Here is a 13282-nt window from a genome sequence, read left to right as displayed (position 1 = left end):
GCGGCGGCGGCGCGCTCGGCCGCCGCCGCACGGACGTGACGGCCGACAGCACAGCGGAAGTGATCCACGACGCACCGTGTCCGGCGCACCGGCCCGGCCGGATGATCGTCTACTACGTCATGAACCTGACGTACTCAGCGCGCGGCGTCCCGCTCCGCCCGGTCGCGGCGTTCCTGGCCCTGGCCGGTGTCGCCGGAGCCGTGCTGGTCGGCCGAGGCGGTCTGGACACGGTGGTCGGCTGCGGTCCGGCGCAGGATCCCTTCCCCTCGCAGACCGCCCAGGACTGGGTGGGGAACGCCGACCACGTCGTCGTGGCGGCGCCGGTCGGCGAACAGGAGACCGACCGCCGCGAGTTCGAGAGGGGCGCGTACCGCTACCGGATCGACCGCGAGGTCACCTTGCGCACGGACGACGTCCTCTGGTCGGCACCGCGCCCGCGCCGGACGATCGACGAGAGCTTCGAACTCACCGCCCCCGGCTGGCGCGTCCTGCGCACGAGCGGCGACCGCGTCGAGCGGACCGCCGCCTCCGCTCCCCGGCTGGAGGCGGGCCACACCTATCTGCTCGCCGTGCGCTGGACGGCCGGAGGCTGGGCGGTGCTCGGCGAGGGCGCGGCCCTCCCGTTCGACGACCGCGTGGCGGGACGGGGCGAATGGTGCGGGCGGGCCCTCTCCGAGGAGGACGTGGCCCGCGGCGAACGCTTCTCCCGCCGCGTCGACGACAGCCTGGAGAAGTCCGTCCACGGCCACGGCGAACAGGCAGTCCTCAGCGCGCTGAGGAGCGCGGGCGGGGTGAGGTGAGCGGCTGCTGACGGATCTGGGTCGAGGCCGGGTCGAGGCGTGTGAGCGCGGCAGGCCACGGCCGACGGGCCGTCCTCAGCGCGCTGAAGAGCGCCGCCGGGGCGGGTGACCGGGCGTCGGTGGAGCAGGGTGGTCCGGGAGCGTGGGGTTCCTGTGGGGCGGTGGGGTCAGTTGGTGCCGATACGTGACAGCAGCTCCACGATCCGGCTCTGCACCTCCGTGCTCGTGGACCGCTCGGCCAGGAACAGCACCGTCTCGCCGGAGGCGAGCCGTGGCAGGTCGGCCTGGTCGACGGCGGCCGTGTAGACGACGAGCGGGGTGCGGTTGAGCTGCCCGTTGGCACGCAGCCAGTCGACGATCCCGGACTGCCGGCGATGCACCTGCATGAGGTCCATCACCACCAGGTTCGGGCGGAACTGCCCCGCGAGCGTCACCGCGTCCGCGTCGCCGGCCGCCCGCGCCACCTGCATCCCGCGCCGCTCCAGCGTCGCGGTCAGCGCCAGCGCGATCTCCGCGTGCTCCTCGATGAGCAGCACCCGTGGCGGGTGCTGCTCGCTGTCCCGTGGCGCGAGGGCCTTCAGCAGGACGGCGGGGTCGGCGCCGTACGCCGCCTCACGCGTCGCCTGCCCGAGCCCGGCCGTCACCAGGACCGGCACCTCAGCCGCGACGGCCGCCTGACGCAGCGACTGAAGCGCCGTCCGCGTGATCGGCCCGGTCAGCGGGTCCACGAACAGCGCCGCCGGGAAAGCGGCGATCTGCGCGTCGACCTCCTCGCGCGAGTGCACGACCACCGGCCGGTAGCCGCGGTCGCTGAGCGCCTGCTGCGTCGACACGTCCGGCGCGGGCCACACCAGCAGCCGGCGCGGGTTGTCCAGCGGCTCAGGTGGCAACTCGTCGTCCATCGGCTGGGGGCGCGGCGGATCGGCGACCTCGACGGCCCCACCGGGACCGTCCAGCGGCTCGGGCCCCTCGGCGGCGTTCTCGTCAGGTGCCCCTATGGCGTACGACCGCCCGGCGCCCTCACTCGCCGGCCCGGCCAGCCGCGACTGCCCCGACTGCTTCTGCTGGGCGGACGGCGGCTCACCCTGCGGATGCGGGCGCGCGGCGGCCGGCTCGGGCGGCGTGCCCAGCTTGCGGCGCCGGCCGCCACCGGTCGGGTGGTGCGGCGGCGGCGTGGCACCGGCCGACGGCTGCTGCACCTGGGCCGCCTGACGGGTGAACGGCACTCCCTGGCCCAGCGTCCGCACGCTGATCGCCCGGCCCTGCGTGGAGTTCGGATCCACCGGCGCGGCGGCGCCGGCCGCCTCGGCGGGCAGCGGCTGTGCCATGCGTGCCTGGGTCGCGGTGGTCGGGCCGGCCGCCGTCTCCGGGGGCAGCGGGGCAGCGGGGGCCGGGGGCTGCGGTGCGGGCGGCGCCTGCTCGGGGGCGGGCGCGCCCGCACCGGACGTCTCGTCGGCACCGGCGCTGGCGGGCCACTGCTGCGGGGGCGGCGTGCCGTGCGTCGTCCCCGCCTCGGCGGGCAGGGGCTGTCCGGCGGCCGGGGCCTGCGACGGTACGGCGGTCTGCGCCGGATGCGGCTGCGCCGGTACGGGCCGGCCGGGGGCCGACTGCTGGGCCGGGGCCGCCTGCTGGGCCGTACCGGTCGTACCCGGCAGCGGCTGCGCGACGGCCTGCGCGGGAACGCCCTGCGGCGGCGCGGCGGGAGCGGTCTGGGGAGCCTGTGCCGGCGGCGCACCCGGGGCGGCGGGGACCGCCTGGGGCTGGGTCTGGGGCTGGCCGGCCGGCTGGGCCTGGGCCGGAATCGCCTGGGCCGGGATGGCCTGCGCGGGCGCCCCGTTGCCCTCCGCCTGCGGGGCGGCCACCCGACGGCGCCGCCCGGTCGGCGCGCTCGCCGGATGCGGCTGCGGCGGAGTGTGGTCCTCGGACTGGTCGTGCGATACGGCGTCGTGCCGCCCGTGGTCGTCGGGGTGCTGGGCGCCGGGCGAGCCCTGGTTCGGCACCTGAGGCACCTGAGGCACCTGAGGCACCTGGACCTGCACCTGTGCGTGTGCCTGCTGCACCTGTGCCTGCGCAGTGCCGATCTGCGGGACCGCCTGCGGACCGCCCTGCCCCGGCACCTGGACCGCGGCCGGCCCCGGACCCTGGGGCTGCCCGGCCGCGGGAACCGGCGTCTGCGCCGCCGCACCCCGATCGGCGTCGGCGGGCGGGAGCGCGAACACCGTGCGCGGACCCGTCTCCTGCGCGGCGGCCCGTTCCTGAGCCGCCGCCAGCGCCCGGCGCCGACGCCCGCTCGCCTGCTGCCCCTCGGCGCCGGCCCCGGCCGGGACGACCGCGGCGGACGCGTCAGGCACGGGAGCCGCCGCGGCGTCCGGGGCACCGGCGGGCAACGCCGCGGGCAGAGCGTGCTGTTCGCCCGCCGCGCGCCGGGCCCGCCGCCCGGTGCCGGAACCGGGCACGCCCTGCGGCGGAACCGTCCCGCCCAGGCCGCTCGCCGTCGCCGCGGTCCCCGCCGCATGCTCGGCGGCGGTGACGACCGCGCCCTCACTGACGTCGTCCCCCGCCGCGTCCGTCGTACCGCCCGGCAGGGCAAGTTCGGCACCCTCGGCCGGACGCCCGCGCCGCCGCCCGGTGCCGCCACCGGCCTCGGCGGGGTCGGCCGCGGCGGTTGCCGGTGCCGCCTCGGACGCGGCCCGCCGCCTACGGCGTCCGGTCGGGGCAGCGCCCTCGTTCTCGGCGGCCCCGGCCTGCGGCACCTCGCTCTCCAGGAAGGCGTCCACGGAGGCCCGTCGCGCCCGGCGGCGCCCGCCACCCGAGCTCTCCTCGGCCTCGGGCGCGGCCTCCGGCAGGGCCGGCACGGCCGGAGCGGCAACCGCCCCCGCGCCGCCGCCGAGCGGCACCTCGAGCACGAACGCGGTGCCGCTCATACCCGGCACCTCGTGCGTCTGGAGCACGCCACCGTGCGCGCGGACGATCCCGCGCACGATCGGCTCGTGCACCGGGTCTCCCCCGGGGTAGGGCCCCCGCACCTCGATCCGTACGACTTCGCCGCGCTGCGCCGCCGCGACCACGACCGTGTTGTCCATGTAACCGCCCGCGGAGACCGGCGCGTTCCCGGTCGCGTCCACGCCCGCCACGTCCGCGACGAGATGCGCGAGCGCGGTGGCCAGGCGCTGCGGGTCGACCTCGGCCTCGATGGGCGGCGCGTGCACGGCGAACTGCACGCGACCCGGGCCGACGAGTTCGACGGCACCGTCGACACCGGCCGCGACGACCGCGTCGAGCATCACCTTCGTCCGCGTGATCGCCTCGGCGCCGGCGTCGATGCGCTGGTAGGCGAGGACGTTGTCGATGAGCTGGGTGATCCGGGAGTACCCGGCGGAGAGGTGGTGCAGGACCTGGTTGGCCTCGGGCCACAGCTGGCCCGCGTCGTCCGCGGCCAGCGCCGCCAGATCGCGGCGCAGCTCGTCGAGCGGTCCGCGCAGGGAGCGGCCGAGCAGCGTCAGCAGCTGGTCGTGGCGACCGGCCAGGGCCTCGTAGCGGTCCTTCTCCCGCTCGGCGAGCGCGGCGTACCGCTCCTCGCTCGCCGCCACCTCCTCCATGTGCTGCTCGCGCAGCTCCTCCAGCTCGGTCACGTGCTGCTGGCGCAGGGCGGTGAGGTCGGAGGCGTGCTCCTCGGAGAGCCGTTCCAGCTCGTCGGCGTGCCGCTTCTCGACGGCGGACTTCTCCTCGGCGAGGACGTCGTAGGGGCGCCGGTCGGCGAAGGTCATCACGGCGCCGACGAGCTGGTCGCCGTCCCGGACGGGCGCGGTCGTCAGGTCGACGGAGACCTTGTCCCCGCCCTTGGACCACAGCACCTGCCCGCGGACCCGGTGCTTGCGCCCCGAGCGCAGCGTGTCGGCGAGCGCGGACTCCGCGTACGGGAAGGGTGACCCGTCGGCGCGGGAGTGGAGGACGAGGTTGTGCAGTTCCTTGCCGCCGAGTTCGCCGGCGCGGTAGCCGAGGATCTGGGCGGCGGCCGGGTTGACGAGCACGATCCGGCCGTCGGTGTCGGTGCCGACGACGCCTTCGGACGCGGCGCGCAGGATCATCTCGGTCTGCCGCTGCGAGCGGGCGAGCTCGGCCTCGGTGTCGACGGTGCCGGACAGATCGCGCACGACGAGCATCAGCAGCTCGTCGCTGGTGTAGCCGTAAGTGTCGTAGGCCTGCTGGCCGTTCTCCAGGTTGGCGCTGGTGACCTCGACGGGGAACTCGCTGCCGTCCGTCCGCCGGGCGATCATCCGGGTCGGCTTGGTCCGCCCGCGCGGGTCGATGTGGTCGGGGCGCCGCATGGAGCCCGGGATGAGCTTCGAGTCGAACTCGGGCAGCAGATCCAGCAGCCCCCGCCCGACCAGGGCGGTGCCGGGCGCCTCGAAGGCCTCCAGCGCGATGGTGTTCGCGTTGACGACGGTCCCGTTCGCGTTGACCAGGACCAACGCGTCGGGCAGCGCGTCCAGTATGGCTGCGAGGCGAGCAGCGCCTCGGGATGGCCTGCTGCTCACGAGACGCTTCCCTCCTGTTACCGCACCTTGCCGACCGCTCGGGCCATCTTGCCAACCGGCCCGCGACGTGTCACGCGAGGGAGTCTAAGGGCTGGGGTTGGCCTCGCGACGCGGGATGAGAGAGAGGTCGCACGACGAAGTGACACCGAACGGGAGTGCGTACCGGCTCCCGGCACACCACCGCCACGCGCCGTTTGCGCCCCCTGCGCCGGATCTTTACGTGTGGGGGTGGAGGGAGGGCGGGGGCGCGGCCCGGGTCGGCGGGGTCGAGGCTTATGGGTGGATCTATGCGCGCCCCGTCGCGGGGAGCAGCGGGACGAGCCGGTCCCAGCGGGAGATCTCGCAACCGTTGCTGCGGTCGAACGTGGCATCGACGGGGCGTCCCGCCCACGTCCCGGTGACGCGGGCGGTGGCGGACCCGCCGTACTGCATGGTGCACATCGTGTCCCGGGGAACCGGCGCGAAGACGTCCTGTCCCCAGCGGGTCTCCCTCTCCAGTGCCTGACAGGCGCCGTCGGGGTCCGGGTGACTCCCGCCACTCGGGTGGCACCGCACCTCGAAGGTCCCGTCGGCACCACCGCCCACATCGCTCACGGTGACGGTGAGGTGATCGGACTCGCGGCCGGCGTGGGGCCTGGGGTGGTCGCGGTGCCCGGGGTGCTCGCGGTGCTCGCCCAGGAAGGGGGAGGGCGGGGCGGCGGCCGCGGGGGCGGAGAGGGAGGAGAGCGCGGCGAGGGAGGCACCGGCGGCGAGGGCGAGCCGGGGCAGCGTGAAGCTCATGACCTGCAACATGACCTGACTAACGCCCCACGGCCGCGGATGTTGCGCGCGCCCCACCGGCGGCGAAGCCCTTTGCCCTGCGACCCGGCCGCCTAGTACCGTGGGGGGCGATTGGTGACAGCACGCTCGACTGTGTCATCATCTGCACACACCGCTCGCGCACGCGAGAGCGGCTGTGCTGGAGGCGTCGCCTAGTCCGGTCTATGGCGCCGCACTGCTAATGCGGTTTGGGCCTTAAAGCCCATCGAGGGTTCAAATCCCTCCGCCTCCGCGCATCACCGAAGCCCTGGTCCTCCCCGGACCGGGGCTTCGGTCGTTTCAGCGCTCCTGATGGCGTTTTCGCAGGTCACAAGGGGTGCGGCTAATGGATTTCACATGGCGGCGGCAGTCATGTAATGTTCTTCCTGTCGCCGCGAGCGGGCCGAAAGGGCCGGGAGCGGCGGAGACAACAGAACAACGAACAAGCACTCGTAGCTTAACGGATAGAGCATCTGACTACGGATCAGAAGGTTGCAGGTTCGAATCCTGCCGAGTGCACAGTGAACCCGAGGCCCTGTGGAGCGATCCACAGGGCCTCGGGTCTTTGTGTCGTCGCGGGGACGGGGAGCCGGCGGTCATTCCGCTGGTGTCGGCCACTGGTCCGTGAGGTCGAGGCGGGCGGCGCCCCATGGGGAGAGCGTCATGGGGCCGGCCCAGCCCTGCCGGACCAGCGCCACCTGGGACGGCAGCGGACGCACCGGGTAGACGTCCCTGCCGCGCGCCCAGTTCGCCAGCAGCCCGAGGGTCGTGTCGACCGACGAGACCACCATGGTGATCCTCGCTCCGCCGCTGCCCCAGGTGTTCCACTGCGCCCAGCCCTCGGCGCGGGCCTCGACCCCGAGGCGGGCGCAGGCCGTCTCGTAGGTCTCCTCCGTGGCCGGGGGTGAGGGGGCCGGACGGAGCAGGACCACGCCGGCCAGCCGTACCGTGGGCCGGTCCTCCTCGGGCAGGCAGCCGTCGCCGGGGAAGTGGTGGTGCCGTATCTCCCGGGCGAGCGCGTTCACCGCGCGCTGCAGCGGGGTGGCGTCGTCCGGGTCGGGTGCGTAGGAGAGGTGGCCCGCGTCGAGCGCCGCGGCCGCCACCGCCCTGGCGAGCCGCTCGATCTCCCGCAGGTGGTCCAGTTCGGAGAGTTCGGGGCGAGGCACGCGACCGAGTGTGGCAGCGGCGCCCCTGACGGGAAACCGGATATCAACGTGTCGTGCGCGTGCGCGAGTTGCGGTGGCTATTCGGGTGATTAGAGTTGTTATATCCGGAAGAAGTGCGTGTGAGAGGGGGCAGGCATGCCCGCTTCACGAAGAGGAGCCGCCGTCCTGAGTTCGGCGGTGATCGCCCTGAGTCTCGGTCTGATGCCGGTGACCTTCCAGCAGGCCGCCGCGGCCACGCCCAGCGGGACCCATGTCGGTGCGGCGACGCTGGTGCCCGAGCAGAGCAGGGACTACCGCCGGGGCTTCAGCGACGGGTTCAAGCAGGGGTTCCGCCAGGGTGAGCGCAAGTGCGACGCGTACGACAACCGCCGGGCGCTCAGCCAATTCCCCGAGCAGAGCAGGGACTACCGCAGCGGATACAAGGACGGCTTCAACGTCGGGTATCGCACGGGTCAGCGGTCCTGCTGACGGGGCCGGTGTCCTCATCGACCGGCCAGACGGGCCACGTTCAGTGCCAGGGTCGCCAGGGACAGGATGAAGTACGCCGACCACGCGCCCAGTTGGGTGTCGCCGACGCGCAGGTGGGCGCCGAGGGCTGCCAGGAAGTAGAGGACGAGGCCCGCCGCGGCGCACGTGCCGAGCGCGGGGACGGCGAGACCGGCCAGGAGGCCGAGCGAGGCCGCCGCCAGCAGGATGCCCAGAGGGCGGATCAAGGAGTGGGGGACGCCGAGGCGGTCCGCCTGGGCCCTCGGGTAGGGGTGGCCGGTCAGATCGGCGACGGCCGCGCTCGCGGTGGCCGCGGTGGTGAGCAGGGTGAGGACGAGGTGGGGGGTGGACATGGCGTGCTCCCGCTCGGTCGGTGGTCGTCGGTCGGTCACCGGTGTGACGGTCCGGGCGGGGCAGAGGTGACCGGCCGTTGTCAGTGGCTGCGCCTACGCTCGGACGTCGATGGCTGACGTGTGGAAGTGCTCGGGGCTGCGGTGGACCGACGGTGCGCCCGTGCTCGTCTGGAGCGGGGGCCGGCGAAGCGTGCTCGACCGGGGGAAGAAGATCGCCTTCGGCGTCGTGGAGGGGGGTGTCCGCAGGTGCGTGGGGGCGAGGGGTCACGCGTGTCCCCTGGGTGCCGTCGTGACGGGGCGGAGTACGGGGGCGCGGTGCGAGGAGTGCGGGCGGCTGGACCGGGCCCATTCGGTGGCCGCCGATGCCGTGCCCGACGATCCGCGGACATACCACGTGTATCTGGCGTGGTTCGGACCCGGGATGGTCAAGGTCGGGATCACCGCCGTGGAGCGCGGCGAGGCCCGGCTGCTGGAACAGGGAGCCGTCTGCTTCAGCTGGCTGGGTGCCGGGCCCTTGATGGCCGCCCGGCGGGCCGAGGAGATGCTGCGGGCCGCCTCGCGGGTGCCCGACCGGATTCCGTACGCCGCCAAGCGGGCCGTGCGCGCCGCCCTGCCCGGGACCGCGGCGGAGCGGGCCGCCGAGATCGCGGAGCTGCACGCGCGGGCCACCGCTCTTGCCGCGTGGCCCGAGTCGCTGGAGCGCAGGCCGTTCCGCGCCGTCGATCATGTGCGGGCGTTCGGGCTGGACGCGGCGCCGGGCGCGGTCGGCGAGGTGAGTGAGCTGGTCGCCGGCGGGGTGGCCGGCGGCGAGCTGGTGGCCGCCGCCGGACCCGATCTGCATCTCGACACCGGCGGGCGCGTGGTCGTGCTGGACACGCGGCTGATGAGCGGGTGGGAGTTGATCGCGTCGCCGGCCGGGGCTCCGGCTCCCGCGGGCCGAGGCGCGTCCGTCCTCACCTTCCCCGTCCGCGAGTTCCCCCGGGCGGACGCCGCACAGGACGGTCTGTTCTGACCGACGCCGCCCGCGTCTGGCCCACGCCGCCCGCGCCTTTCTCAGGCAAATCACAGGTTGCCGCAAGGGCGCTCTCAGAGGCGCCCGCCAGGGTGACGAGCATGACCACGATCTCGCCCCAGGGGCGCACCGAACTGCTGAGGCCGGACGGGAGCCCCGTCCGGGTGCTGGTGGTGGACGACGAGATGTCGATCACCGAGCTGCTGTCCATGGCCCTGCGCTACGAGGGCTGGCGGATACGCAGCGCGGGGGACGGTCAGGGGGCCGTACGGGCCGCGCGCGAGTTCCGGCCCGACGCGGTCGTGCTCGACATGATGCTGCCGGACATGGACGGGCTGGCCGCGCTGGGCAGGCTGCGCCGGGAGCTGCCGGACGTGCCCGTGCTGTTCCTGACCGCCAAGGACGCCGTCGAGGACCGCATCGCCGGGCTCACCGCGGGCGGCGACGACTACGTCACCAAGCCGTTCTCCCTGGAGGAGGTCGTCGCGCGGCTGCGCGGGCTGATCCGGCGGTCCGGTGCCGCCGACCGGCACCCGGACTCGGTGCTCGTCCTCGGCGACCTCACGCTCGACGAGGACAGCCACGAGGTGACACGGGCCGGGGTGGGCATCCATCTCACGGCCACCGAGTTCGAGCTGCTGCGCTTCCTGATGCGCAATCCGCGGCGCGTGCTCAGCAAGGCGCAGATCCTCGACCGCGTCTGGTCCTACGACTTCGGCGGGCAGGCCAACGTCGTCGAGCTGTACATCTCGTATCTGCGGCGGAAGATCGACGCCGGCCGGGAGCCGATGATCCACACCCGGCGCGGGGCGGGTTACCTGATCAAGCCTGCCGTGTCGTGATCCGGCGCCGCCGGCCGCGCCCGTGGCCGACGGTCCGGCCGCGCACGTTGCGGACGCGGCTCGTCGTGGCCTCGGTGGTGCTGATCGCCGTGGTGTGCGCGGTGATCGGCACCGTCACGACGCTCGCGCTGCGCTCGCATCTGTACGACCAGCTCGACGGCCGGCTCGGCGACGCCATGGCACGGGCTCTGGGCCGGCCTCCCGGCGGCGGGCCGGACGGCGACGGGCTCCCGGGGAGCGGGGAGCCCTCGAAGACCGACCTCGCCGAGTTCGTCACGCGCGGCCCGCAGCCCGGCGGCACGATCGCGGCCGAGGTGCACGACGGCACGATCACCGACGCCAGGGTCGGCACCCGCACGGACGCGTACCGGATGAGCGCCGGCACGCCGAGCGCGGCGCAGATCGAGGCGCTCAACTCCGTCCCCCAGGACGGCCGCAGGCACACGGTGGACATCCCCGGCCTGGGCCCGTGCCGGGTCGAGTACCGCACCGGCGGCGACGGCACCGGCTACTACGTGGCCCTCTCCACCGCCGATGTCACCAGCACCGTCCGCACCCTGGTCCTGGTCGAGATCAGCGTCACCGCGGCCGGTCTGATCGCCGCCTCGCTCGCCGGCGCGGTCATCGTCGCCTCGCCGCGCGTCCCCTGCGCAGGGTCGCCGCGACCGCCACCCGGGTCTCCGAACTCCCCCTGCACTGCGGCGAGGTCGACCTCAGCGAGCGCGTCCCCGAGTCCGAGACCGACCCGCGGACCGAGGTCGGCCAGGTCGGCGCCGCGCTCAACCGCATGCTCGACCATGTGCACGGCGCGTTGCACGCGCGGCAGCGGAGCGAGACGCGGGTGCGGCAGTTCGTCGCGGACGCCGGCCACGAGCTGCGCACTCCCCTCGCCTCCATTCGCGGCTACGCCGAACTGACCCGGCGGGGGCACGAGCCGACCGGGCCCGACACCCGGCACAGGACCTGCTGCTGCTCGCCCGCCTCGACGCCGGGCGGCCCTTGAGCTTCGCGCGGACCGACCTCGTACCGCTCGTCGTGGACACCGTCAGCGACGCCCGGGTCGCGGGGCCGGACCACATCTGGCGGCTCGACCTGCCCGACGAACCCGCGCCGGTCCACGCGGACTCCGCCCGGCTGCAGCAGGTGCTCGTCAATCTGCTCGCCAACGCGCGCACCGCACGGGTCCGCGGGGACGGGCCGTGGCTGTGCGTGGACGTCCACGACGACGGGCCGGGCATCCCGGACGCGCTGCTCCCGCATGTCTTCGAACGGTTCGCGCGCGGCGACTCGGCGCGCTCGCGGGCGACGGGCTCGACGGGCCTCGGGCTCGCCATCGTGCGGGCCGTCGCCGCCGCGCACGGCGGTGCCGTGACCGACCCGTCGCCCACGCTGTCGCAGTTCCAGCAGTACGTGGCGGACGGCAGGATCCACTACTTCATCTCGGGCGGCGGCATGGGCGGCGCGTCCGGCGGCACGTCGTCCCAGATCACCGCCTGGGTCGAGAAGAACTTCAAGGAGGTGACGGTCGGTTCGACCGTGTTCCACGACCTGACGCAGCCGACGAGCTGACGCCCGTACCCCGTACCAGGAGCTTTCTTGTACGCCGTATGGGAGCTGCTATACGCTGTATGGCATGACGACGACCTCCCCCGTCAAGGCCCCCGAAGGGACGCCGGCCGGTCACCCGCAGCGCTGGCTGATCCTCGGGGTGATCTGCCTCGCGCAGCTCACCGTGCTGCTGGACAACACCGTGCTGAACGTGGCGATCCCCTCCCTGACGCAGGAGCTGGACGCGGCCACCTCGGACATCCAGTGGATGATCAACGCCTACTCGCTCGTGCAGTCGGGTCTGCTGCTCAGCGCGGGCAGCGCGGCCGACCGCTACGGCCGCAAGAAGATGCTGATCACCGGCCTCGCCCTGTTCGGCGTCGGCTCCCTGGTGGCCGGGGTCGCCGACACCACCGGGCAGCTGATCGCCGCGCGCGCCGGGATGGGCGTCGGCGGCGCGCTGCTGCTGACCACCACCCTCGCCGTGGCGATGCAGATCTTCGCGCCCGAGGAGCACCCGAGGGCGATCGGCATCTGGAGCGCCGTCAACGCGCTGGGCTTCGCGACCGGCCCGTTGATCGGCGGCTTCATGCTGGACCACTTCTGGTGGGGCGCGATCTTCCTGATCAACCTGCCGGTGGTGGCGATCGGCCTGGTCGCGGTGGTGGCGCTGGTGCCCGAGTCGAAGAACCCGCAGGGCGACCGGCCCGATCTGCTCGGTGCCCTGCTCTCCACGATCGGCATGTCCTCGCTGGTGTTCGCGATCATCTCCGGTCCCGAGCACGGCTGGACGTCGGGCCGGGTGCTGGCCGGCGGCGGCGTCGCGGTGGTCGCGCTCGCGCTCTTCGCCTGGTGGGAGAGCAGGATCGCCCACCCGATGCTGGATCTGCACTTCTTCCGTGACCAGCGGTTCACGGGTGCGGTGGCCGGTGCGGTGCTGATCACCTTCGGCATGGGCGGCGCGCTCTTCCTGCTCACGCAGCACCTCCAGTACGTGCTCGGGTACGAGCCGCTGGAGGCCGGCCTGCGCACGGCGCCGCTCGCCCTCGTGGTGGTGCTGCTCAACTTCTCGGGGCTGTCGGCGAAGTGGACGGTGCGGCTCGGCACGCCGGTCTCCATCGGGCTCGGCATGGTGATGATGTCGGCCGGGCTGGTGTCGATCGCGACGCCGGCCTCCGAGGGCTACGCCGGGACGCTCCTCGGGCTGGTGCTGATCGGCGTGGGCTGTGCCGTCGCCAACCCCGCGATGGCGCACGCCATCATGAGCGCCATTCCGCCCGCCAAGGCGGGGATGGGCGCCGGAATCAACGGCACGCTCGCGGAGTTCGGCAACGGGCTGGGCGTCGCCGTGCTCGGCGCCGTGCTCAACTCCCGGTTCGCGGCGCTGATCCCGGTGGCCGCGACGTCGTTGCCGGCCGCGCTGGCCTCGGCGGGGTCGTCCGCCGAGCGGCAGGAGATCACCGAGGCGTTCTCGTCCGGGCTGCGGACCAGCCTGCTGGTCGGTTCCGCGGCCGTGCTGCTGGGCGGCTTGCTGGCGGCCGCGTTGCTGAAGCGGGCGGAGCGGCCGGATCCGGCGGATCGGGCGGACGCCTGAGCGCCTGAGCGCGGGAGCCCGGGGTCGCCAGGCGTCCCGCGGGCACCGGCCGCAGGGAGTGATTCGCCACGGTCCCCCGCGCCCGCCCCATATCGGGCGTCGCGGCCTAGCCTTGTGATCAGGGACCCACTGTCGAGGAAGGTGC

Annotated in this window: 9 protein-coding genes, 2 tRNA genes and 1 pseudogene; 8 read left to right on the top strand and 4 right to left on the bottom strand. The window is 74.1% G+C overall.

Annotation, left to right across the window (positions count from 1 at the left end; translation table 11 throughout):
- Positions 1-59: 59 nt before the first annotated feature.
- The gene (locus tag ACIP2X_RS20220) at positions 60-800 is read left to right on the top strand and encodes a hypothetical protein (protein ID WP_401674811.1); all 741 of its coding nucleotides are present in this window, start codon (positions 60-62) and stop codon (positions 798-800) included.
- A gap of 167 nt (positions 801-967) precedes the next feature.
- On the opposite strand, the gene ACIP2X_RS20215 is transcribed toward ACIP2X_RS20220, so the two are convergent.
- Together ACIP2X_RS20215 and ACIP2X_RS20210 are read right to left on the bottom strand one after the other, a co-directional pair.
- Entirely contained in the window at positions 968-5338 is a 4371-nt protein-coding gene (locus ACIP2X_RS20215) for a PAS domain-containing protein (protein ID WP_401674808.1), read from the bottom strand.
- 285 nt (positions 5339-5623) lie between these two features.
- Positions 5624-6130 carry an SSI family serine proteinase inhibitor gene (locus tag ACIP2X_RS20210; RefSeq protein WP_401674806.1) on the bottom strand — a complete coding sequence of 169 codons (507 nt, stop codon included), beginning with the start codon at positions 6128-6130 and terminating at the stop codon, positions 5624-5626.
- Positions 6131-6298: 168 nt separating this feature from the next.
- Between ACIP2X_RS20210 and ACIP2X_RS20205 the strand changes: the two genes are divergently transcribed.
- A tRNA-Ser gene (locus ACIP2X_RS20205) sits at positions 6299-6389 on the top strand.
- 193 nt (positions 6390-6582) lie between these two features.
- Positions 6583-6655 (top strand) — tRNA-Arg (locus ACIP2X_RS20200).
- A gap of 77 nt (positions 6656-6732) precedes the next feature.
- Here the strand turns inward: ACIP2X_RS20200 and ACIP2X_RS20195 are convergent.
- Entirely contained in the window at positions 6733-7302 is a 570-nt protein-coding gene (locus tag ACIP2X_RS20195; RefSeq protein WP_401674803.1) for a hypothetical protein, read from the bottom strand.
- A 135-nt stretch (positions 7303-7437) separates the two neighbouring features.
- On the opposite strand from ACIP2X_RS20195, the gene ACIP2X_RS20190 reads away from it, so the two are divergent.
- Positions 7438-7770, top strand: coding sequence for a hypothetical protein (locus tag ACIP2X_RS20190; protein ID WP_401674801.1), 333 nt, complete (start codon positions 7438-7440; stop codon positions 7768-7770).
- Positions 7771-7784: 14 nt separating this feature from the next.
- Here the strand turns inward: ACIP2X_RS20190 and ACIP2X_RS20185 are convergent, their stop codons facing one another.
- Positions 7785-8141 (bottom strand): DoxX family protein, encoded by a 357-nt coding sequence (locus ACIP2X_RS20185; protein WP_401674798.1) that lies wholly within the window; start codon positions 8139-8141, stop codon positions 7785-7787.
- Positions 8142-8250: 109 nt separating this feature from the next.
- Between ACIP2X_RS20185 and ACIP2X_RS20180 the strand changes: the two genes are divergently transcribed.
- From ACIP2X_RS20180 to ACIP2X_RS20165, 4 genes and pseudogenes are all read left to right on the top strand, one after another.
- Entirely contained in the window at positions 8251-9153 is a 903-nt protein-coding gene (locus ACIP2X_RS20180; protein WP_401674795.1) for a DUF2797 domain-containing protein, read from the top strand.
- Positions 9154-9254: 101 nt separating this feature from the next.
- The gene (locus ACIP2X_RS20175) at positions 9255-9995 is read left to right on the top strand and encodes a response regulator transcription factor (protein WP_401674793.1); all 741 of its coding nucleotides are present in this window, start codon (positions 9255-9257) and stop codon (positions 9993-9995) included.
- A pseudogene (locus ACIP2X_RS20170) lies at positions 9992-11369 on the top strand (ATP-binding protein); the annotation flags it as partial. The gene ACIP2X_RS20175 and the pseudogene ACIP2X_RS20170, both read left to right, overlap by 4 nt.
- 259 nt (positions 11370-11628) lie before the next feature.
- The gene (locus ACIP2X_RS20165) at positions 11629-13137 is read left to right on the top strand and encodes an MFS transporter (RefSeq protein ID WP_401674790.1); all 1509 of its coding nucleotides are present in this window, start codon (positions 11629-11631) and stop codon (positions 13135-13137) included.
- Positions 13138-13282: the final 145 nt, after the last annotated feature.

Source organism: Streptomyces sp. NPDC089424 (assembly GCF_044749345.1).
Classification (GTDB): Bacteria; Actinomycetota; Actinomycetes; order Streptomycetales; family Streptomycetaceae; genus Streptomyces.
This window is presented reverse-complemented; position numbering and strand designations above follow the sequence as displayed.